Raw genomic sequence first — 22,223 nt, forward strand, 5'->3', positions numbered from 1 at the left:
GCAGACTACAGAGAAGCGAGAAAAATGTCAACTACCACAAAAATAAATTTTTTATTATTTTGCAAATCATACCTGATCTTTCGAGTTCACGGCGTGATCACATGCGGCTTTTCTGATGATTCGACGCGCGTCTCGGATCCGCTAGCATGATTTACCGGGAAATCGACACAAAAAAGACCCGTTTGAAAGCGGGTCTCGTCCAATCAAAATTGGATGGTGGTCGTGTTGTCACACATCTTCCGCATGCTTGCCCTTCGTATCCAATCGGTCAAGTATCAGCCGGTAACCATCTGCGCCATAGTGCAAACAGCGCTTTACGCGACTGATGGTGGCTGTGCTCGCCCCGGTTTGTGATTCAATATGATGATAGGTCGCACCTTGACGAAGCATATGCGCAACTTCCAAACGTTGGGCTAACGATTGAATTTCACCAATTGTACACAAGTCATCAAAAAAGTGATAACACTCATCAATGGACTGTAAGGACAAAATCGCTTCAAACAGTTGCTCAACGTCTTTGTTCCGCAGCTTGTCAAGTTGCATCAATGTCACCCTTTACAACAGGAACGTACTACAGCATTGTAGCACGAAGATGCGTGAGGTGGCTAGCGATGCAGCGATTGAATCACTTCGAGCACATGCTGAACTTCCTCTATTCTTACATGCAGTTCAGACTGCTTCGTCTCAGAACTAGATTTCATCTGTTCTTGTAAATGGTGCAGACGCCGCTCCATCGCTTTGTGAAGCTGGCGCATGGCATCACGGTAGCCCACCTGCTCTTCCGTTTCCATAGACATCGCCTCCAACGTACATTGTACACATTTGCGCCCAAACATGCCGATCACGATGAAGCACAGTCAGAAAGAGCTTTCAAAAGATGTGCAGATGGATCTGTCAATTGGTTCACTTACTGTAAATAGGGTGGAATTTTGCTGTACATCTTGTGAGCCCTGAGTGTCCAAATGGCAGACGCTTGGTAACGGCCAATACGCATGTTTACCATCGCTTCCACGACAGCGAGCACCGTCTGCAGCCGGAGATCCCCCACACCTCGCATGCTCTTTGGCAGATATAAGGAAGAGGCGGCATGTAACTTTGCCCGTGTCTTATCCAATTCACACTGCAGCGCGGTGGTCACACTCATTTTCTGCGCTGCCAACCAATGGCGATAACATTCGATGTCCAATGCCAGCGCATCTGCGCTGGTGTACAATAAATTGTTCAGTTCTACTTCGTTGCGGTTGACAAAGGTCCGCCAAAAGAGAATTTTTTGTTGTACTTTCTGGCGATGCGGTCGCCACGCAAGATGCCATTTGTGGGCATCGGCTGTCAGGCGGGCCGCCAACTTATTGATGACATCAGGTGTAGGCATGACGACCCCTTGTTCTATCAGTGAATACAATGGCTGCGAGACAATGCCCCTCGACGTGGCCTGTTGCGTCCAACGATGCATTTTTCGAGCAGCGTGCAATTCGCTCCACGGGTTATTCACGTCGTTTATCCTGTCCGAGCAATTCACTCAAAGCGATATCAAGCGCATCGGAAATTTGATTTAATTTCGTGATGTTGCTGCCCCGCGCTCCAGCCTCAATGGCATAAACATAACTGACACTGACATCCGCTTTATCAGCCAATGCACGCACTGACATTTTTCGAAGTTTGCGATAGTATTTTAACCGTTGAGCAAGTTCCCCCAATCGTACCACTCCAAAAACTTTTTTCTACGATTGAATAAATAATACCAGAACGATGCAAAAATCGGTATCCTAAATTTCGCAATTGAGTAATTTGTGGGGGTTACTATGGAGATTCAATTGGAAACAGCAGACAAACCGGCATTGGAACATTTATTTCGCAATGAACATCTAGATTCAGCATGGCCTGACAATTTGCGCGCATTCCAACAGTTCTCTGCCTGGATAAATCAATGGGAAATGATCGAATGGATGGAAACAGGCTATGTTTATCTGATCATAAATGAGCATAAAAAAATCTGCGGCTTCTGCACACTGGTATGCGTTGAGGCGCCGTTCTCGCCCAGCGGAGGCGCCTGTACAGAAGTAGGCACATATCTGACGCCGCAAATGCGCGGCGTCGGATACAACTTGCAAATTAAGTCACATTTGCGCGCAATCGCTGCTGAAAAATTCCATTCCACGGCCATGTTGTATATCGTGGACATCCACAACCTTCAAGCGCAGCGCGCGCTCGAAAAATTGCCTTGGCCGACGGAAAAAGTGTCAGTGGACATGCTGCACCACCCCTGGCGCGCTTTTTTAAAGCGGCGCATATGGGAAACGGGGAAACCAGCGCTGTTATACGTTCAGCCCATTGATGAACTACATGCCCAATTTGGCGATGACTTCTTTTAAAATTCTACATTTGTAGACACATCTGCTTTCCTCTACAATGAAGTTAGGAGGGGAAAAGCGCTGTGAATCTTGGGCAGAAACTGCGGGAACTACGCGAACAAAAGAATTGGACCTTGGCGGAGGCCTCGGCTGCAACGGGCATTTCTGTCAGCCATCTGAGTGCAATCGAAAACGGCAATCGACCCAATCCCTCTTTCTCTTTGGTCGCGAAGCTGGCCAGAGCGTATGGCGTCCCTTTGTCATACTTCGATACAATGACCGACAGCAACCAAAACACCCCGATGATCGCTTCGGAGACGCCAGCGGAATATATGGAAATCGCCAAACGACTCGCAGAAGCGCACGCGCTTGACGATCCATCGAAGTTGCTCGAATGGGTGGCAAAATACCTGCGGGATCGCGAAACAAAATACCACGAATAAACGCACATCACGCGTGGCGCTCTACACGCGCGATTTGGAACGATATCCACGTGGGCTGGGAATCTGCGGTACGGCGCGCTCGCCCACTGGCGAGAACGTATCATGCCATAGTTTCTGTATGTCCACAGGCTGTGCGCGCAGCCCTTCTTGAACAAGCGCATAATCCCCGTGCACCGTTGGCAGCAGATCTACCACGCCGCTGAACGGTAGCCTGTCAAAATAGCGAACTGTAGCATCGGCCAAGCGTACCACAACCCATTGTCCGTCACTTTCCATCTGTGCCAGCAGCATCGGTGAAAACCTCGCCAACGCCTTCCCTACTTTGCTGTGACGCAAGGCAAATTCGACTGCAGGAGAGTGTTCACTTTTCAGTCTTGACTCCTCATGTGCACGGCCTCTCCAATCAAAGGACCCAAAATGAAAGTGATCGCCAATTTGAACGACATACTTGTAACCGTGCAACACCGGAAAGAGAGTTGGCGTCAATCGCCACTTGGCGCTGCGCGGATCACCGTATTGTCGCACGTAGCGCCTCATATCACTTCCTAACCATAGGCGAATCAACGTGCGCCACAGTGTATAGCCAACGGCCACCAGGTCGAGCACCCACACCGTCCAGTTGAACGCGCTGCCATATTCGATGAGCGCAAAACCAATGATGAACAAAATGATGTAGATCGGTTCAACGACAAATAAAACGTCCCCTCGCCAACGCGTGGAACTGATTGGCCAAAACGCCTGTGTCCCATAGCTTGTGAGCATATCTGTGCCAACGTGGGTCAAAACGCCGACAAATGCCAGCGCAGTATACAACCAGAAATGGCCTGGGACAAATAAATCGACAATTAAGCCGCTAGCCAGCGCGTAAAAAAACCACAGGGGAAAACTGTGCGATATTTGACGATGCTGATATAGATAAGGGATAGGACCTCCGATATATTGAAAGATGATGTCCACATCCGGCGCTTCGGCCCCGAGTACCGCCGCAATGCACGTAGCCGCGACGACAGGCGTGCTGGTTGGCTCCACGCCCATGGTCATGTACGTTGCGAATACACCCACACCGATGGCTGCGTGTGTTACATTATCCAATGCGAATCCCCCCATCCTCCTGTTCACTCATACAGGTAGTATGGTGCAATTGACGCGGATTGTTGCATTCCGTAAGATGGCAAGAAGGACAACCCTGCCGTAGGAGGAACATGATGGCGAAAGATAAGAAAGCATTTGTAAAAGAGATCACTCCACAAAGTGAAGATTTTTCTCGTTGGTACTTAGATGTAATCCAAAAAGCTGATCTGATGGATTACTCTCCTGTTCGCGGATGTATTGTGTTCAAGCCTGATTCTTATGAGATCTGGGAAACGTGTCAACGTGAACTGGACAAAGAATTTAAACGCACTGGTCATCGAAACGCATATTTCCCGCTATTCATCCCAGAAAGCTTTTTTCAAAAGGAAAAGGAGCATGTTGAAGGCTTCAATCCTGAGTTGCCTTGGGTGACGGAAGCTGCTGGCGAAAAGCTGGAAGAGCGTCTTGCAGTTCGTCCGACATCGGAAACCATGATTGGCCACATGTACGCGCAGTGGATCCAGTCGTACCGCGATTTGCCGCTGCTCCTCAACCAATGGGCAAATGTCGTGCGCTGGGAAAAACGCACGCTTCCCTTTTTGCGCACCAGCGAGTTCTTGTGGCAGGAAGGACATACAGCGCACGCTACAGAGGAAGAAGCGCGGCAAGAGACACTGCAGATGTTGGACATCTACACTTCCTTTGTCGAAGATTTTCTCGCGGTGCCAGTCATTCGCGGCCAAAAGACACCCAGTGAAAAATTTGCTGGAGCGGTGGATACATACTCCATTGAGGCCATCATGAAAGACGGCAAGGCATTGCAAGCCGGAACTTCACATTACCTTGGTCAAAACTTTGCCAAGGGATTTGAAATTCAATACCTCGATAAAGACAACCAGTTGAAGTACGTCTATACGACATCATGGGGCATTTCCACGCGATTGCTCGGCGCGCTGATCATGGTTCATGGCGACGACAGAGGATTGTCTTTGCCGCCTAAAGTGGCGCCGACCCAAGTGATGATCATTCCCATCGGCCCGCAAAAGGCAAGAGAAGCTGTCGTCGAAGCGGCAAACGGCCTGTTTCAAACGCTGCAGAATGCGGGCATTCGCGTGCGTATGGACGCCCGTGATGACGTCAGCCCAGGTTGGAAGTTCAATGAATATGAAATGCGCGGCATTCCAGTTCGCTTGGAAATTGGACCGCGTGATTTGGAAAATCGCCAAGTGGTGTTGGTACGGCGCGACAATGGGGAAAAACTGTTTGTACCGATGGACGAGTTGACCGAAGCGCTGCCTAAACTGCTCGATGACATTCAACAGTCGATGTTTGAAGCAGCGAAGCAGTTCCGCGCGGAACATTCATATAGCGCAACGTCGCTCGAAGAATTGACCACCTACATCAACGAGAAACGCGGTTTCGTCTTGGCAGGCTGGTGCGGTGACGACCAGTGTGAACGCGCCATCAAGGATGCATGCGGCGCGACCAGCCGAAATATCCCGTTCGATCCGCCCGCAAAACCGGAACAATGTGTCACTTGCGGCAAATCGGCGGCACATGCGGTATGGTACGCCAAGTCGTACTAAACCGGAGTTTTAACGGAACAAAAAAGTGGGACGCCTCGCGATTGGCGTCCCACTTTTTTGCTCATACATATTTACGAAATGCTTGGTTCTCGCGCTTGATCTCCGCCGTCTTTTTTCTCCTCATAGTATTCCTTCCCCTTGAGGTTGACCTCTGGCAAAAAGAACGTGCCAATGAATGTCAGACAAGCAAAAACCAAGGCCACGATGAACAAGTGGTGTACGCCTGCCGTCAGGGACACCTTCACCGCGTGAATCAGTTGGTTGTACAAGGTCAATCCTTTTGCGCCCATTCCTGAAAACTGCTTTTTCATCGCGTTCTGCGCCTGTGCAGTCAACAGTTCCTGTGGACTGATGTTCGCCAGTTTTGCACCCATTTGCTTCAAACCGGCGGGCATCACACTCGTCAATTTGTGCTGAAAACCGTTCGTCAACAGGGAGGCAAAGATCGGTGAAGCAATAACGCCACCCAAGGACTGCACAAATTGCTGTGTAGAGTTGACCGTGCCCATCATCTTATACGGGAATGCGTTTGAAACCGCAACGTTCATCAAAGGCATGAGTGAACCAATCCCCAGCCCAAGCACGACCATGTTGATGATGACATTCCAGAAATGCGTGTTGATGGTCATCAGCGAAAGCAGGATGACACCGACGACAATGATGATGCCACAAACGTTGGCTAGTCGCAGATAGCGCCCAGTTCTCGTCATAATTTGCCCCGAGAGCACACTACCGACGATAAAGGCAATCATCATTGGTGAAAGTAGAAAACCGCTATTCTGCGCATTCAATCCAATGACGCCTTGAATGAAAATCGGCAAGAACATCAGACTGCCAAACATGGTCATCCCAATAAATACACCCAAAATGAGGCTTGTGGTAAAGAGCCGACTCTTAAACAGCGACGGGGTGATGATTGGATCTGACGCGAAACGTTCCCAAAAATAAAACACCAACAACATGATAATGCCAAAGGCAAACAACGAAATAATCTGCCATGATCCCCAAGTATACTTGCTGCCAGCCCAAGTAAATCCGAGCAAAATGGGGAACAGGCCAATGATGAGCAATACACAGCCAAACCAATCCAGTTTTACAGCAGCACCGGCGCGCACACGCGGCAATGTGAAGATGACGCCAAGGATGGCCAACAGCGCAAACGGCAAGTTGATATAGAACACCCAGCGCCAGGAAAAGTCATCAGTAATCCATCCGCCCAACGCCGGACCGATGATGCTAGACAGTCCAAAAACCGCACCGATGATCCCCATCCAGCGACCGCGCTCTTTTGGACTGAAGATGTCGCCAATGGTCGCGCGCGGCATGCTCATCATCGCGCCTGCGCCAATCCCTTGAACGCCGCGGGCAATGACAAGTTCCATCATGGTATGCGCCTGACCACAAATTGCCGAACCAACACCGAACATGATCAATCCAAAAATGTAAAATGGCTTTCGTCCATATACGTCAGACAGCTTTCCGTATATTGGGACAGTGATGGCAGACGCCATCATATACGCACTTGCCAACCATGCGTATAGGCTCAACCCGTTTAAATCATTGATGATTGTCGGAATGGCCGTAGATACAACCGTTTGATCCATAGATGAAAAGAACATCGTCAACAAAACTGTCGCGAGTACCCACCATTTCCGGTTTCCCGTGATTTGGTTTGTCGCTTGTGAAACTTTTGTAGATCCAGCCACGCTTTGGATACCTCCACATCATTTTAATACCATTATATTTTACTCAATAAATTTTTTTATGGTAGTCCTAATTTGTGTTTATTTTGCGGCAAAATAAAGCCTAGACGTAAGGTTATGCCCAAACGTCTAGGCTTTCCTACCAAAACATCACGGCAAAGTGATCCTCTTTAGCGCCATCTCAACGCTCGACTGCTTCAATTCTGATGGTGCTTTGGATGTTTGCTTGCCGCTGCCTCACATTAATGTGTTTCATCTTTCAATTCATCGCGGAATCCCTCAATTGCCTGCAACCGCCGCTCATTTTTGGCGCGAATATCCGCTTGATCACCATGGCGCATTTCATCAGCATGCGCTTTTAAGAAATCGTTAGCTTCATGCACGTTCTCCATTGTATTTGCAATCGCCTTTTGCAAATGTGCAGCATTGTCTTTGCGATTATCAGGTTTTGCCATTCCACAGCACCTCCACTCTGAATTGAACGCATTCAAAGCGTGTGCAACAAAGATAAAATTCAATCACACTGTTTTGCTTTATCCTCAAAAAAATATTTACCAAGACATGCTGAACGTTTACGCAAAGTCGATCCCTTTGCGCGCGTTATCCGCGACGCATTGATTGACGTGTATTTTCATGATGTTACTGGTGCGCGATACACCACGCATGGCAATCTATTTTCGTCGTCCATCATAAACCGCTACGGCACCCAACAAAATGCAAACAAAGCCAATGAAATAGCCGACGACAGACATCGCTGAATTTTCATGATAGACAGCAATGGACATGACCAAAATGAGCGCGCCAAGAATACCAAGTATAATTAACCACATACGTCCTCTAATCGGACCAGGTTCTTTGTCCTCTTTGCCCAATATTGCCCCTCCTCCACAAAGACAGTGTACACGAAGCGCCACACACAAACAAAAAGACAGCTGACAAGCTGTCTAATCAACACCACAAGTTGTTTGTTCGCGCACATGGACGATGGTTTCCATCATGCCCGGATACACGACCAGTTCTCCATCTGGCAAGCGTACACCCAATCGCGCCTGATGCAACCATGCGTGACTGGAAGAAGCGCTCAGCAGTGGCAACGGCGCATCCTTCAGCACATCTTTCGCCGGAAGAAACGTATAAAGAAGCCCGTCTGCCCGTTCCGACAGGCGAAACTGCCACCAAACGTTGGCATAGCGAAACCAGACTAAACGCCAAGCGTCGGATCGCCAATAGTAGGAGGTCAACAAATCCGCGTTCGGTTCAACCGCCAACAGTTCATACATACGCTGGCGCGCCTTTTGTGGCTGTGTAAGGATTTGAGTATGCCAAGTGTGTCGGTCCTCTGCCGACAGATGTTCTTTGAAATCGCCAAACACATGAAAGAGCGTGTTGCGCATGCCCGCGAGTGACACGGGCGTCTTCTCGACTTCGAGACAATCCATCAACCAGGTTTGCAGCGCTTTCACATCACCACGCGCCGCTTGCAAATGCTCACCCAGCATTTGTTCGGCACTGTGCGAACGTTCCATCACTGGGTACTGGATATCGCGCCAAAACGCTTCACAGGCTTGGAACAACATCTGTACATCCTGTTCCTGCGCCACAGAGGTCGCCGCCTTTCTGTGTATGTCCAAACATCAACGCAAACTGACCGATGCCGTTCAGTATGACATCATAGCGTACGCGGCGTGATCACCCAACGCCCAGAAGCGCGAACTGGCGAAAATGCCTGCTCTACCTCTTCTAGCGCAAGCGTGCCAGCGAGCAATACGGACGGATCTAACCGACCTGCAGCAACCCAGTCTGACAGCGCGCGCACATCTTCCAACTCCGAGCCGTAGCTCGTCAACAAGCGCACTCCGCGACGGACACTCTTGGCAATCGGCAAGACCGCATCATCTTCCGACATGCCAATCAGCGTCACCGCGCCACCAGGACGCACCACATCCAGCGCGAATTTCACCGTCTCCTTGTTCGCCACCGTGTCAATGACGACGTCGATCCCGCCCGCACCAGACCAGCGCCGCATCTGCCGCGCCACATTGCGCGGTTCGTCCTGCATCGACACAACCATTTCAGCGCCATGTGCAGCCACACTGTCCAGGCCAGCGTCACGGCGCGTCACGGCGCCTAACCGACCGACAGCGAACGCCCCAGCCAAACGCAATGCCGCCAAGCCCAGGCCGCCTGTGCCGATGACAAGCACCGTACTCCCTGGCGCAACGTCGGCCAAGCGCATCGCGTGATACGGTGTGGCGAACGCATCGACCAACAGTGCGGCCGCAGCAGCGTCACAACCCTTTGGCCGACGTACCAGTTGACTTGCCGGGACGGTCACCATTTCGGCAAAGCCACCCGCCTGTTGATAGCCAATGCAAGTTTGCCGCACACACAAATTCGGTTGGTTGTGCTGACAAGGCGCACAGGTGCCGCAGGAGATGAACGGATGGACGATGACTTCATCGCCGACTTGCCATTGCTTGACCTGTTCTCCCACTTCAGTGACTGTTCCAGCGATCTCATGGCCCATCACCAACGGAAACGATGTCCCCGGCGGCACAGACTCGCCTTGCACCACTTGTCGATCACTGCCGCAGACGCCGCACGCCTCCACTTGGAGACGCACTTCATCTGCCGCCAGCGACCCAAGGGCCACATCGACAACCTGAAACCCTTTGTCTGGGCTAAATTCTACAGCGCGCATGTCAACCGTTCTTCTTTTCTTCGCGCTCACGGCGACGCGCATTGGTGACGAGCGCGTCAGCAATGGTCATCTTCTGCATTTCTGCAGTTCCTTCTTCAAACCACAGCGAACGCGCGTCGCGATACAGCCGTTCCACTGGGCTGCCGACACAGTAGCCGACGCCGCCGAACAGCGCCAAAGCGCCGTCTGTCACTTCGCCGACCATCCGAATCGCGTTCGCCTTGGCAATGGACGCTTCGAGTGAAATGTCCTGGCCAGCATCGTACTTTCGCGCAGCGTCCAAGCACAGCAAACGAGCGGCTTGCACCGCAATCTGCATTTCAGCGAGACGCATCTGCACGGCTTGCCGACTGGCAATCGCCTTGCCGAACGTCACGCGCTTGCGCGTGAACTGCAGTGTCGCATCGAGCGCCTCTTGCGCCAAACCGACTGCACTTTGCGCAATACAAGCGCGGCTCTGATCCAAAAAGCCGCGAACAGCAACGCCATATCCTTCGCCGATCTCGCCGAGCACTTCATCTTCGCCGACTTCACAGTTCTCAAACGTGATGACGGCGTGTGAGCAGCCTTTGTCCCCCATCATGTGCGCCATCGGCTCAAGTTTCATGCCCGCGCGCCCTTGCGGAACCAAAAACGCGGTCAAGCCGCCGCGACCTGCGCCGCCTTCCATTTTGGCAATCACCGCCAAGACTGCTGCTTCTTCGGCAAACGTGATCAAATGCTTGCGCCCGTTCAAAATGTACTTTCCATTTTCGTATGTTGCCGTCGTGCGCAAGTCGATGCCTGTGCCATTGTCTGGCTCCGTCAGCGCAAACGCCACCAATGCGCCTTCTTCCACCAATTTGCCGAGCCAATGCGCCTGCTGCGCATCTGTCCCTTGCCCCACAGTGCGCCAAATGCTGTTATACGCGTGAAAAATCATGCGAATGGAACCATGGCAATGCGCGATTTCTTCGAGAATTGGAAAGTACAATGTCAGCGGCAGCCCTTCGCCGCCATATTGCTTCGGTTGGGTCAACTTGTGGAAACCCAACTCCACCATCCGTTTCCACAAGGCCTGTGGAATCTGCTCTGTCCGCTCGATTTCCTCTGCCCAGTCTTTCGCTTCTTCGCGCCGAAACTGCAACACGCGATTGCGAATTTCATTGGCGCGATCGACAAGCGCCGGATCGATGGCGAGCGGTTGATAGTGAATCCCATTCAACTCAGAAGCGTTCAAAATACTCATTCCAGATCTCCCTATCCTGAGAATAAAGTCGGTGCCTTGGTATGCCATCCGCGATGCCCCGATTGCAGGCATTTTCACAATGCTGCTGGTATGGGAAGCATCACGCATGGCGATCTATCCAATCTGCTTACGATTGCGCTTCTGCCTCGCGGCGGAAATGCTCGCGCAGATCTTTTTTCTTGATCTTTCCGGAGTGCGTCATCGGGAATTCCGTCATGAATTCGAGCCTGTCCGGAAACTCAAACTTGGCAAGGCCGCGTTCGCCCAGAAAATCGCGCAGCGCGGCCAAGGTGAACGGCTCCGCGCCCTCGTGCAGGATCACACACGCAACCGTGCGTTGGCCCAGTGTTTCGTCAGGCGCGCCGACAACCACGACATTCTCGACTGCCTCATGCGCCGAGATGACGTCTTCCACCGCCTTCGGATCCACCTTCGTGCCGCCGCGGTTGATGATGTCGTCAGCACGGGCAATAAAGCGGTAGCGCCCTGTTTCATCTTGGCGCAACACGTCACCGGAGTGGAACCAACCATCCTTGTCCCACTGCCGCTGCGCCGCTTCCGGATTTTCATAGTAACCGGCGCTAAAGTTCGGACCGCGGGACCATATTTCGCCCGGTGTGCCCGGTTCGACATCGTTACCATCTTCGTCTACCAAGCGCACCTCCGTGCCCGGAATGACGAAGCCAATCGTATTGGCCAAGGCATCCATCGGGTCACTCGGATTGGTCGCCGTCGCAAGAAATCCTTCCGTCCAGCCGAACATGCCGCCGACCTTGATGCCGCTGGCCTCCTGCATCCGCTCCAGCACAGAACTTGGAACAGGGGCGCCAGCGTAGATGAAGAACTTGACACTCGATGTATCCGTGTCCTTCAGTTTCGACGCATTGGCGAGGTGAATCACATGTGGTGGCGCACCAACCAAATATGCCGGTTTTTCTTTTTCGATCCACTTCAACACGCGAATGGCCGAGAAGCGTTCCAAGAGCAGAATCCGAGCGCCGCTCGCAATGGTCTGCATAACACCTGAGAGCATGCCAGTCTGGTGGCAGATGGGCGCCAAATCAAGCACGCCGTCGCCCGCTTCGTAGCCAAAATTTTTCGCGTAGGCGCGCGCGGCCCAAAGATAGTTCGCATGCAGATGCACGACCCCTTTTGGCGATCCGGTCGTGCCAGAGGTGAAGACCATCAAAAAGGCGTCGAGCGGCCCTGGCCGATTCGCCGCCAACTCATCCGCAACAAGCCGCTTTGCGCTGCTGCGCATTTGCGTGAACGTCAAAATGTCGCTCGGCGCGCCTGCAGTGGTCCCTTGGAGAATCACATAGTCCAAGTTTGGCAATTCCTTCTGCACGTCGAGCGCCATCTCGTAGAGCGGCTGACCGCGGAAGTTGTCGGCAATGATCCAAGCTTTTGCCTTGGATTTTTGGAGACTTTGCAAAATGGCCTGACGGCCGAGATCGATCTGCAAAGAGACCCCGATGGCGCCAATGCGCGCAATGCCAAATACAGCGACGACATAATCGAGCGCATTCGGCAATTGCATGGCGACCGTATCTCCCTTGCGAATCCCGCGCGCGTACAGTTCGGCAGCGAGCGCCTCCACCTCTTGCCACATTTCCTTGTATGTCAAACTGCGTTCTTCGTCTTTGTGGACGAAATCGGGATAATCTTGCGCGTCCTTTTCCAACACATCGACGAAGGAATCACTTGTCCAATAGCCTTCGTCGATATAATGCTGAGCGCGTTCCTCGGAAAGCATCCTGCCCGCGAAATCAAACATGTGCAAAAAGCCCCCTTTACTTTGGAATCTGTCTGCGAGTCAAGAACCCACGGATATGTCAAAAGGGGCAACTGGCTTGCCCCAACTGAACTGTGATATTAGGCAAGACGGCCGTCGATGTAGTCGACAACACCCGCGACGGTCGACAGTTGACCAAAATCCGCTTCCGGAATTTCAAGTTCAAACTCATCTTCAAAAGCAACCGCCAATTCGGTGAGATCGAGCGAGTCAGCGCCGAGATCGTCCACAAACAGGCTGTCCGCGTTGACTTCAGATGCCTCAACCTGCAATTGGTCACAAACCACCTTTTTCACTTTCTCTTCGATTTGTGCTTTCGTCAATTTTTCTGCCATGATTGATCTTCTCCATTCACTGTGATGTTTTGTTTTCATATCGAAAGGCCTTGTCCACGGACGGACAACTGATCTGATTTTAGAAACTTTCAAATCCACCTGTGAGCAAAGTCAAACCGCCGTCGATTTTGATGACTTCGCCTGTGATGAAGCGCGACAGATCGCTGGCCAGAAACACAGCGACATCCGCCACATCCTCTGGCGTACCCAATCTCGCCAGCGGTGTATGCGCAATGACGTCTGCCTGGTACTGGTCATTGTTGGCGCCCCCGTAGAACTTGGCGGATTCGGTATCGACCACGCCTGGGTTGAGGGCATTGACGGTGATGCCGTGCGGCCCGAACTCTGACGCGAGATAGCGCGTCATCGACTCTAACGCCGCTTTGGCGCTACCTAAAACTGAGTAACGAGGCAACGTGTATGTGCTGCCCATGCTGGACATGGTGATGATGCGCCCACCGCGGCCAGCCATCAAGGGCAAGCAACGCTGTGCTGCAAATACGGTGCTGTGAATCACCACTTGGTACGTCCGGTCCAGATTGTAGTCCTTCAATTGCTCAATTGGCTTGAAGGCGCTGGCGGCTGCGCTCGCGACAAAAATGTCCAGCGCGCCCCAATTTTGTTCGATGACATCGAATGCCGCATTGATCTCATCCTGGCTTTCCAGTTCCGCTTTGACCACAAGCGCCTCGCGGCCGAGTGCGCGAATTTCAGTCGCCGTTTTTTCCGCCTGATCCGCATCGCGGCGATAATGAATCACCACATCTGCGCCATGCCGCGCCATCGCCAGTGCGGTCGCACGGCCAATGCCACGCCCGCTCCCAGTGATGAACGCCTTTTTTCCTTCTAACAATCCTGCCACGCGAAAGACCTCCCCGTCCATGTCTACACTGAACACTTTATCATCATGGAATCACATTCCACACGATGCATGTTTCAAGAAAGTTGATATGCTGCTTCAAACGCTTCGCGAATTGCCCGAGACGCGTTGATACCCTTGCTCTCCCGTGCGCCGCCGACGATATGCACCTGCACTTTGTCTGTCAAGCCTGCCGCCAATGTTTCGACCGAAGTCTGGCCCGTACACAAAATGACTTGATCCGCCTGAATCAGTTGCTCCCCTTCAGGTCCTTCTCCGATCACGCCCTCCGTTGTCACCTCGCGGAATGCGAAATCGGTAATGACCTTGACACCCAAGCGACTCATCTCCTGTTTGACGACCCAGCGCGTACTGCGGCCGATGCCGCCGCCGTAGCGACCACTGCGGGCCAATACCGTGATTTCTCGCGGCAGGGAAGGGGATTCCGGCAGGGATTGAGCGGCAAAAAACGATTGCACGCGCGCTGGCGCATGCCGTCCCTCCGCCAGGAACGTGGCGACATCGCAACCGATGCCGCCTGCCCCGATAATGGCGATTTTCCGCCCTACTTGCACCTCGCCATTCAGCACTTGGGCGTACGTGACGACATGCGGCAAATCGATGCCCTTGATGTCTGGCAACTGCGGTTTCACGCCCTGCGCGATGATGACGTGATCAAACGCGGACAGTTCGTCCACAGTCGGCTCTGTTTGCATTTTAACAACCACAGCAAATCGTTCAAGCATTTCGCTATAATAGCGAATGGTTTCGTAAAATTCGTCCTTGCCTGGAATCCGGGCCGCCATGCGAAACTGGCCGCCCAGTTCCACGCCCCGTTCAAACAATGTCACACAATGTCCGCGCTCAGCCGCCGTGACGGCCGCCTGCAAGCCGGCAGGCCCTGCGCCGACGACAGCGACCGTCTGCCGCACCTTCGCTTTCTCCACTGGCCAGAGCTGTTCCTGTCCAGCCCGTGGATTGACTAGACAACTGACCGCCTGTTGCGGGCGAACCAACGTGTGGTCCAGGCACGCCTGATTACAAGCGATGCACACGTTTAAACCTGCCCTGTCACCTGCAAGCACTTTTTGCGCCAACTGGCTGTCAGCCAGCCAAGGACGCGCAGGCGCGACAAAATCCAAGTAACCATCCGCGATGAGCCCGTCAGCAACCTCTGGCACGTTGAGGCGATTGGCCCCGATGACCGGAATCCCGACATGCTGACGAATGGCGGCTGCCACTGGCGCAAAGCCGCCGCGCGGCACGACTTGCTGCACCGTCGGCACACGCGCTTCGTGCCAACCGATTCCGATATTCAACGCATCCACACCAGATGCTTCCAGCGCCTTGGCAAATGCGAATGTCTCTTCATCTGTTGTGCTGCCTGGCATGCAGTCCATGCCAGACATCCGAAAGATGATAGGGAATTCTTGCCCGACGCTCGTCCGAATCGCCCGCACAATCTCCAAACTCATCCGCATCCGTCCGGCCAAATCGCCGCCGAATTCATCATCGCGCCGATTGGTCAAAGGCGACAAAAACTGATTTAACAAATAGCCTTCAGATCCCATGATCTCGACAGCGTCAAATCCGATTTGCTTGGCGATTTGCGCGCCCTCTGCATGCGCCTTGATGGTTGCCTGTATGTCTTCGAGGGTCATACTGCGCGGCGTCTCCCGCGTCAAGCGCGACGCGATTGCGCTCGGAGCAACCGCCTGTGCGCCAATTTCGTCCGAAAAGGCGTAGCGCCCTGCATGAAACAATTGTAACGCGATTTTCCCTCCGGCAGCGTGAACGGCTTTCGGCAGGCGCGACAGCGCTTGGACATCTTCCTCGCGTGTCAGCACGTACATGTGCTCACCGCCACCCTCTTGCGTGACGGCGACACCGCCTGTGATGATGAGCGCGGCCTGTCCCGCCGCCCGTTCCCGATAAAATTCACACAGTCTGTCCAATTGCGTATCGTCGCCTTCCAACCCCATGTGCATGGAGCCCATCAGCATCCGATGCGGCAGCAAAAGCGTGCCGATACGCCCTGGCTGGCTCAAGGCACGATATTGGACCCGCGCCTCATATTTCGTCATAAAGGTGTCTCTCCTTCAAAAACTGTAGAACCCTTGGTTGTACGTACGTGAATGTATTGTCGCCTTCAGTGTAAGCAAGAAAGCAAGTGCATGTCCATCTACCTTAGGAAATTAAATCGATGCTTTGGATCTGTGCCATCCGCGATACCCTGATTACAAACTGACCGCATCATGCGTTTACTGCCCGAGCATGAACACTTTTAAACACAACCACAAACGAGTGCATCAATTTTTACGAAAACTTATAAGCTGATATTAGCACCTGGTATTGAAAAAATCGATCCCGCAGTGCTAAAATGAACCCAACAGAACTGGATTGCAACCTGAAAAAGCCGCATAAAACGGCATATTTCGATGATTTTCGCGGAATTCCGCAACCGCTTTTCAAGCTTGTCATACCTGGTGATAAAAATTATGCAAAATGTCATCCAGGCACATGGAACGCGGTTTGCGATGCCACCGATTGTGCAATGGTTGACTTTAGTTGCGGTAATATATCAGGATACATACAATCCATTTGAACGTCGTTTGAAATCTGAAATGGTTTGCAATCTGTCGTCATACACGACACACGGCATGTTCAATACATCCATCTTTTATGTAGCAAAAACAAACACAAAAGGAGTTGAAGCCGAGTGGATCTCACCAAAGCGCCGCTGTTTCTCGACAGGATCGACGAAACCATACGCACGCGGCCAGAACAATTGGCCATTGTCGATTTGAGCCTCGACGAACCTGTGCTCATGACCTATGGTGAACTTTCCAAACTGGCAGATAAATGCGCAACCCGTCTGCTGGAACTGGGTGTCGAACAAGGGGAAGCGGTCGCATACCAACTGCCGACCAGTTGGGAATTTGTCGTGTTGACCCTGGCGCTGTGGCGCATCAGCGCGACACCATGTCCACTGTTGCCATCCTTGCGTGAACGCGAAGTCAAATTCATCATGCAATCGTCGGGCAGCAAGTTGCTGATTATTCCTGATGAATTTCGTCGTTTTAGATACAAACCGCTGGTTGAAGCCATACGGGCCGACTTGCCGGCGCTAAAGCACAGCATTGTACTGCCGCAGTCAAACAGACGCCCAGCATCCGCAGACATGGGTGGACTCCTCTCCGGCGAAGACATCGCCGTCGACGAGATTGCTGCGCGGCGCGCAACAGGCGCGACACACGCACAGTTGTTGTACACATCCGGCACCACCGGTGAACCCAAGGGTGTGCTGCACACGCACCAGACGCTGTCGAGCGCATTGCTGGCGCACACGACCACGCTGGAATTGGGCGCGGCGGATCGGATATGGATTCCTTCGCCTTTGGCACACCAGACTGGCTTTTTGTACGGTATGCTCGTGTCGTTTTACATCGGCGCCGCCGGCGTCTACCAAGCCATCTGGAACGTCGATACCGCGCGTGCGGCCATCGAGACGCACGGGGCAACCTTTGTCCAAGCGGCCATGCCCTTTCTCGCGGACATCAGCAACTGTGATCAACCGCCGAAAGGCCTGCGCCTGTTTATCGCCACAGGCGCAGCCATTCCGCGGCAGTTGGCCCAGCAAGCACGGGAGGCGCTGGCATGCTCAGTGGTCGGTGCCTGGGGTTCCACCGAAGGCTGTCTGGTGACCGTCGGTCGGCCGAATGATCCCGTCGAGAAACAAGCGGGCACCGATGGGCGAGTCATCGACGGAATGGCCATTCGCGTCGTCGACGACGAAGGCAACACGCTGCCCGCTGGCAGCGAGGGCAACTACCAAATCAAGACGCCCGCGATGTTCGTCACCTACCTGCACCATCACGAGTGGTTTGAAGCTGGTTTTACAGCCGACGGTTTTTTTGATACGGGAGATTTGGCCGTCATCGACGCTGAAGGCTACATGAAAATTACCGGTCGAAAAAAAGATGTCGTCAATCGCGGTGGCGAAAAAATCCCCGTGGTTGAAATTGAGGAACTGCTTTATCAGCATCCGGCCATCGCCGATGCGACCGTCGTGGCCATGCCAGACCCACGCCTTGGCGAGCGGGCTTGCGCTTATATTGTGGTAAAATCTGGCCAAACAGCGCCAGACCTCTCCCAGGTGACAGACTTTCTGGGCAGACACGGCATGGCGAAAATCTACTGGCCGGAACGAATTGAAGTCATTGACGAGCTACCGCGGACAGCGAGTGGTAAAATACAAAAGTACGTGTTGCGAAACGACATCACCGCCAAGCTGGCCATGGAAGCCGAACACACCAGTTGATGATGGAAGCTCAATATGCGCTCGAATGCCATGCGAGTACATTTTCACAAGTCCGCTTGGGGAACACGCTCGCATGAAGGAGGCCAAAACGTGGCGGCAATGCAGTTTGACGATTGGCTGAATGCGGTGAAAACATATGTCGAAGGCCCAGCCCGCCCGCTGGGTGAGACAATCGAACAAACGGGACAAGTCCCGGACGCTGTCTGGCAGGATTTGAATGAGCGCGGATTTCTCCGCCTGGCGGCGCCAGAAGCGTATGGCGGTGCCGGACTGACGTTTGTCGAGTATTTGCAATTGCTGGAACAGTTTGCGCACATGCACGGCTCCATGCGGGTCATCGTCCATGTCATGAACAGCTTATGGCGATCCGTTGACAGCAAAGCGACGCCTGAGCAGCGAGAACGTTTTGTCTTGCCTCTGGTTCAGGGCAAACAACGCATTACCTTCACGCTCACGGAGCCGAACTCGGGATCCGGCGCCGACATCAAGACCACCGCCCGCCGCGAAGGAGATGAGTACATCCTCAACGGCGAGAAGTGGATGATTATTTTCAGTGATGTCGCTGATTTCTTTCTGCTCTTTTGCCGCCTGGAAGGAACCAGCGGCGGCGAAGGCACGCTGGCGTTGCTGGTGCCGCGCGATGCGCCTGGTCTCGACATCGAATTGATGCCCCCTGCCATGGGCATCACAGGGACCAACCATGGGCACCTGACACTCACCGACTGTCGCGTCCCGGTATCCCATCGCCTCGGCGCAGAAGGGGACGGTCTGGATGTCGCCTTTCGCGGCTTTTTGGACCCGAGCCGCACCGCAATTGGGATGACCTGCGTCGGCGCAGCGGCGAGATCGCTCGAATTGGCGGCACAGCACGCATTGGACAGAGTCACCTTTGGCAAGCCGCTCGCCAAGCGCCAGACGATTCAAATGTGGTTGGCGGAAATGGCGACCGACATTGAAGCGGCGCGGCGCCTGTGTCTGTACGCCGGCGCGTTGTTCGACGCCGGTGAGGCGATTTCCACACAGGCGGCGATGGCGAAGTTGTTTGGCACCGAAATGCTACAACGTGTGACCGACAAGGCACTTCAGATACATGGAGGATCCGGTTATTTCAAATCCTCCGAAATTGAACGACTATACCGCGACGCTCGCATGCAGCGGTTTGAAGAAGGCACTGGCGAAATTCAAAAGATGGTCATTGTACGAGATGTGATTACACGCGCAGAACGCAAAAGGAGCGAATCATCATGGTCATAATTTTACGTCCGCAAGTGAACTACACCATCTTGAAAAACATCTTGTCCACGATTCAGGAAGCAGGTTTCACCGGTTATCAGGCAGGGAAAAAGGCAATTGTGGTGCACAACAACGACGAAACTTTGCAGGCAAAGCTCAAGACATTGGAAGGCGTGGAAAATGTCGTCCAGGTCAAGAGCCCTTACCCGCTGACCAGCCGTGAATTCCACCCTGAGAACACGCTGATTGAAGTCGGCGGTCATGTGATTGGCGGGGATGAACCGACCATCATGGCTGGCCCCTGTAGTATCGAATCGCTGGAAAACATCATCGAAATTGCCGAAGCTGTGAAAAAAGCCGGCGGTCATGTCCTGCGCGGCGGCGCGTTCAAGCCTCGTTCATCGCCGTACAGCTTCCAAGGTCATGGCGAAGAAGGCTTGAAGATGATGGCGTTGGCGCGGGAAAAAACGGGTTTACCCATCATCTCGGAAGTCATGGAACCTGAAAAGGTCGCATTGGTCGCCGAGTACGTCGACATTCTCCAAATCGGCGCACGCAACATGCAGAACTACCCTCTACTGCGCGAAGTCGGCAAATCAGGCAAGCCTGTCATGTTGAAACGCGGCCTGTCTGCGACCATCGAAGAATGGCTGATGTCCGCAGAATATGTCCTCGCACAGGACAATCCGAATGTCATGCTCTGTGAGCGCGGCATCCGCACATACGAAACAGCCACGCGGAACACGCTGGATTTGAACGCTGTCCCAGTCGTTCAACACCTGTCCCATCTGCCTGTGATTGTGGACCCCAGCCACGGCGTCGGGAAATCGCAGTACGTCAATGCGATGGCCCGCGCAGGTATCGCAGCTGGCGCTACTGGCGTCATCGTCGAGATCCACCCGGACCCAGCGAAGGCTTGGTCGGATGCAGCACAGACGATTGATTTCGATCAGTTCAACCAAATGGTCGACGATGTGAATCGCATCGCTGCCGCTGTCTCTCCTACATTAAGTCGTACGACCGTTCACGCGTAAGCGCACGTGATGCAGAGGTTTAGGTGATTTTGGAAAACGGCTCGTTCCTGTGTTGGAGCGAGCCGTTTTGTTTAAAGAGATTGTATGATAGTAAACACTGAAGCTTGTATACGGCTCGATATGAATACTACAGAATATGAACGATATATTAGTCCTGTTTAGATGGCGTATTTTGTTCTTTTAAGATTGCGTAAATATCATCCAATCTAGATGCCATTCTTTGTGTGGCATTGCGAATTTGAATGATGGCTACAATAACACCGATAGCCACAACGATCTCTATCATCCAGAGAAGCACGAATCTTACCCCCTCCTATTTATGCAAACTACACGCTAAAAGTGGCGACTTTAGTTGATTAACAGAATTATACACTATATATCATATCGGTCTATATTCCCCATCGAAATGAAAATGATAGCCGTTATCTATACGGATATACCCGAGAATACAGTGACCCCTATCCCTGTAAAAAACGCTAGAGAAGTTTTTATTGTCCTTGTTCCCTTCTGCAACCAAAATTTCACTGTCATCACAAGCAAGCACAATCCCGATATGATCATGTGAATTATCGGATAGAAGCTTCTCGTAAATGACAATATCACCACGTTTCGGAGTAAAGCCATTTTGTTCATCATGATAGAAAAATCCGGTTTCAGGCAGCTTGGCCCAGTCCAACCACGCGCCAACCCCAGCTAATCGATACTTGTTGTTCGGATATCGAATTGGCAATCGAATTCCAACTTGCATGCAGCAGTAATACACGAATGCTGCACACCAATTCGCTTTGAGTACTTGGTAGATATCCGAGTCCGGCCAATATTTTCAAATTTCCCGATAACGTGCATCCTCTGGGATACCAATGATGTTTTGCCCGGCCAGCATTTCTGAAAAATCAGCCAGCATAAGACGTCTATCTTCAAAGTTCAGGTTCATCATTTTTTGGTCGATCTTTGATTCTGTTCCTATGCGCTCATCCGAAATCTCTAATTCAACAAACACATTTCGTAATCTATGTATATCTGTCTTTGATGGCTTTTTTCTAGTATCCTGAAAGTACGCCTGCAATAAAACAGCATCTTTAATGATTTCTTCGTATGGGCCATGGATTTGGTGTCTATCTTCTTGATAAAAGATCGATCGAAGAATGACAGTAAGCTCTTCGTCCGTAAAGATTTGCATACCACGTATGATCGGTCTTACGGCATCTGCGCTGTTGGGACCAGGAAAATCTTTGATTCCGGTTTTATAGAAATAATAATCGTGAAGCAAGCCCGCAATCGCAGCAATTTCCGAATCTTGTCCTCTCCTCATAGCGAGCATCGAAGCAAAAGTGGATACCGCAGATAAATGAAGCCAAGTTGATGTCTCTACGTTCGTCTCTATTGTAGGCAACATTTTACGTATAAGTTTTCGTACACTTCCTAATCGCTTAAACCTCAAACTTTCGCCCCCCTATTCTTCTTTAGAGTGCATCCAATACACAACAATAACCAATTAGCAGCGGCTCGGTTCACCGCAACTTAACCAAACACACACCATTATGAGCGTTGCATCTACATCAC

At 52.2% G+C, this 22,223-nt stretch carries 24 protein-coding genes; 6 read left to right on the forward strand and 18 right to left on the reverse strand.

Translation table 11 applies throughout. From position 1 onward, the window contains the following. Window positions 1-228 precede the first annotated feature (228 nt). From ACFSB2_RS18660 to ACFSB2_RS18675, 4 genes are all read right to left on the reverse strand, one after another. Window positions 229-543, reverse strand: a complete 315-nt coding sequence (locus tag ACFSB2_RS18660) for a YerC/YecD family TrpR-related protein (protein ID WP_377944603.1) — start codon at window positions 541-543, stop codon at window positions 229-231. Window positions 544-605: 62 nt separating this feature from the next. After that, window positions 606-791: a hypothetical protein gene (locus tag ACFSB2_RS18665; RefSeq protein WP_377944604.1), complete on the reverse strand. Its 186-nt coding sequence runs from the start codon at window positions 789-791 to the stop codon at window positions 606-608. A gap of 116 nt (window positions 792-907) precedes the next feature. Further along, window positions 908-1,492, reverse strand: a complete 585-nt coding sequence (locus ACFSB2_RS18670) for a helix-turn-helix domain-containing protein (protein WP_377944605.1) — start codon at window positions 1,490-1,492, stop codon at window positions 908-910. After that, window positions 1,485-1,706, reverse strand: a complete 222-nt coding sequence (locus ACFSB2_RS18675; RefSeq protein ID WP_377944606.1) for a helix-turn-helix domain-containing protein — start codon at window positions 1,704-1,706, stop codon at window positions 1,485-1,487. Before ACFSB2_RS18675 ends, ACFSB2_RS18670 begins: the two co-directional genes overlap by 8 nt. A 96-nt stretch (window positions 1,707-1,802) precedes the next feature. Between ACFSB2_RS18675 and ACFSB2_RS18680 the strand changes: the two genes are divergently transcribed. Both ACFSB2_RS18680 and ACFSB2_RS18685 read left to right on the forward strand, forming a co-directional pair. Next, complete coding sequence (locus ACFSB2_RS18680) at window positions 1,803-2,372, forward strand: GNAT family N-acetyltransferase (RefSeq protein ID WP_377944607.1); 570 nt, start codon at window positions 1,803-1,805, stop codon at window positions 2,370-2,372. A 62-nt stretch (window positions 2,373-2,434) separates the two neighbouring features. Continuing rightward, window positions 2,435-2,794 (forward strand): helix-turn-helix domain-containing protein, encoded by a 360-nt coding sequence (locus tag ACFSB2_RS18685; protein ID WP_377944608.1) that lies wholly within the window; start codon window positions 2,435-2,437, stop codon window positions 2,792-2,794. A 21-nt stretch (window positions 2,795-2,815) separates the two neighbouring features. Here the strand turns inward: ACFSB2_RS18685 and ACFSB2_RS18690 are convergent, their stop codons facing one another. Continuing rightward, window positions 2,816-3,886 carry a metal-dependent hydrolase gene (locus ACFSB2_RS18690; protein ID WP_377944609.1) on the reverse strand — a complete coding sequence of 357 codons (1,071 nt, stop codon included), beginning with the start codon at window positions 3,884-3,886 and terminating at the stop codon, window positions 2,816-2,818. 113 nt (window positions 3,887-3,999) lie between these two features. Here ACFSB2_RS18690 and proS point away from each other — a divergent pair, with 113 nt between their 5' ends. Beyond that, entirely contained in the window at window positions 4,000-5,451 is a 1,452-nt protein-coding gene (gene proS, locus ACFSB2_RS18695) for a proline--tRNA ligase (protein WP_377944610.1), read from the forward strand. 71 nt (window positions 5,452-5,522) lie between these two features. Here the strand turns inward: proS and ACFSB2_RS18700 are convergent, their stop codons facing one another. The 10 genes from ACFSB2_RS18700 to ACFSB2_RS18745 all read right to left on the reverse strand — a co-directional run bounded on the left by ACFSB2_RS18700 (window position 5,523) and on the right by ACFSB2_RS18745 (window position 16,156). Next, window positions 5,523-7,157, reverse strand: coding sequence for an MDR family MFS transporter (locus ACFSB2_RS18700; protein WP_377944611.1), 1,635 nt, complete (start codon window positions 7,155-7,157; stop codon window positions 5,523-5,525). A 239-nt stretch (window positions 7,158-7,396) separates the two neighbouring features. Then, window positions 7,397-7,609 carry a small acid-soluble spore protein Tlp gene (tlp, locus tag ACFSB2_RS18705; RefSeq protein ID WP_377944612.1) on the reverse strand — a complete coding sequence of 71 codons (213 nt, stop codon included), beginning with the start codon at window positions 7,607-7,609 and terminating at the stop codon, window positions 7,397-7,399. A gap of 216 nt (window positions 7,610-7,825) precedes the next feature. Continuing rightward, window positions 7,826-8,026, reverse strand: coding sequence for a hypothetical protein (locus tag ACFSB2_RS18710; RefSeq protein WP_377944613.1), 201 nt, complete (start codon window positions 8,024-8,026; stop codon window positions 7,826-7,828). A gap of 72 nt (window positions 8,027-8,098) precedes the next feature. Then, complete coding sequence (locus ACFSB2_RS18715; protein ID WP_377944614.1) at window positions 8,099-8,755, reverse strand: YbgA family protein; 657 nt, start codon at window positions 8,753-8,755, stop codon at window positions 8,099-8,101. A 68-nt stretch (window positions 8,756-8,823) separates the two neighbouring features. Further along, window positions 8,824-9,855, reverse strand: a complete 1,032-nt coding sequence (locus ACFSB2_RS18720; protein ID WP_377944615.1) for an alcohol dehydrogenase catalytic domain-containing protein — start codon at window positions 9,853-9,855, stop codon at window positions 8,824-8,826. A gap of 1 nt (window position 9,856) precedes the next feature. Then, window positions 9,857-11,083, reverse strand: a complete 1,227-nt coding sequence (locus ACFSB2_RS18725; RefSeq protein ID WP_377944616.1) for an acyl-CoA dehydrogenase family protein — start codon at window positions 11,081-11,083, stop codon at window positions 9,857-9,859. 127 nt (window positions 11,084-11,210) lie between these two features. Continuing rightward, window positions 11,211-12,860: a class I adenylate-forming enzyme family protein gene (locus tag ACFSB2_RS18730; RefSeq protein ID WP_377944617.1), complete on the reverse strand. Its 1,650-nt coding sequence runs from the start codon at window positions 12,858-12,860 to the stop codon at window positions 11,211-11,213. Window positions 12,861-12,958: 98 nt separating this feature from the next. Then, window positions 12,959-13,213: an acyl carrier protein gene (acpP, locus tag ACFSB2_RS18735; protein WP_377944618.1), complete on the reverse strand. Its 255-nt coding sequence runs from the start codon at window positions 13,211-13,213 to the stop codon at window positions 12,959-12,961. A 79-nt stretch (window positions 13,214-13,292) separates the two neighbouring features. Next, window positions 13,293-14,075, reverse strand: a complete 783-nt coding sequence (locus tag ACFSB2_RS18740) for an SDR family oxidoreductase (protein WP_377944619.1) — start codon at window positions 14,073-14,075, stop codon at window positions 13,293-13,295. Window positions 14,076-14,149: 74 nt separating this feature from the next. Beyond that, complete coding sequence (locus ACFSB2_RS18745) at window positions 14,150-16,156, reverse strand: oxidoreductase (RefSeq protein WP_377944620.1); 2,007 nt, start codon at window positions 16,154-16,156, stop codon at window positions 14,150-14,152. Between the two features lie 635 nt (window positions 16,157-16,791). Here ACFSB2_RS18745 and ACFSB2_RS18750 point away from each other — a divergent pair. The 3 genes from ACFSB2_RS18750 to aroF all read left to right on the forward strand — a co-directional run bounded on the left by ACFSB2_RS18750 (window position 16,792) and on the right by aroF (window position 20,660). Continuing rightward, window positions 16,792-18,393 (forward strand): AMP-binding protein, encoded by a 1,602-nt coding sequence (locus ACFSB2_RS18750; RefSeq protein WP_377944621.1) that lies wholly within the window; start codon window positions 16,792-16,794, stop codon window positions 18,391-18,393. 99 nt (window positions 18,394-18,492) lie between these two features. Then, window positions 18,493-19,647 (forward strand): acyl-CoA dehydrogenase family protein, encoded by a 1,155-nt coding sequence (locus ACFSB2_RS18755; protein WP_377944637.1) that lies wholly within the window; start codon window positions 18,493-18,495, stop codon window positions 19,645-19,647. Continuing rightward, the gene (gene aroF / locus ACFSB2_RS18760; protein ID WP_377944622.1) at window positions 19,638-20,660 is read left to right on the forward strand and encodes a 3-deoxy-7-phosphoheptulonate synthase; all 1,023 of its coding nucleotides are present in this window, start codon (window positions 19,638-19,640) and stop codon (window positions 20,658-20,660) included. The genes ACFSB2_RS18755 and aroF overlap by 10 nt, the downstream gene beginning before the upstream one ends. A gap of 148 nt (window positions 20,661-20,808) precedes the next feature. On the opposite strand, the gene ACFSB2_RS18765 is transcribed toward aroF, so the two are convergent. The 3 genes from ACFSB2_RS18765 to ACFSB2_RS18775 all read right to left on the reverse strand — a co-directional run bounded on the left by ACFSB2_RS18765 (window position 20,809) and on the right by ACFSB2_RS18775 (window position 22,101). Continuing rightward, on the reverse strand, window positions 20,809-20,958 hold the full coding sequence (locus ACFSB2_RS18765) for a hypothetical protein (protein WP_377944623.1): 150 nt from the start codon (window positions 20,956-20,958) through the stop codon (window positions 20,809-20,811). Window positions 20,959-21,039: 81 nt separating this feature from the next. Next, window positions 21,040-21,462 carry a CHAP domain-containing protein gene (locus ACFSB2_RS18770; protein ID WP_377944638.1) on the reverse strand — a complete coding sequence of 141 codons (423 nt, stop codon included), beginning with the start codon at window positions 21,460-21,462 and terminating at the stop codon, window positions 21,040-21,042. Between the two features lie 21 nt (window positions 21,463-21,483). Beyond that, a complete protein-coding gene (locus tag ACFSB2_RS18775; RefSeq protein ID WP_377944624.1) occupies window positions 21,484-22,101 on the reverse strand; it encodes an HD domain-containing protein in 618 nt (205 codons plus the stop codon). Between the last annotated feature and the right edge of the window lie 122 nt (window positions 22,102-22,223).

The sequence above is a fragment of the Alicyclobacillus fodiniaquatilis genome (assembly GCF_042678105.1).
Classification (GTDB): Bacteria; Bacillota; Bacilli; order Alicyclobacillales; family Alicyclobacillaceae; genus Alicyclobacillus; species Alicyclobacillus fodiniaquatilis.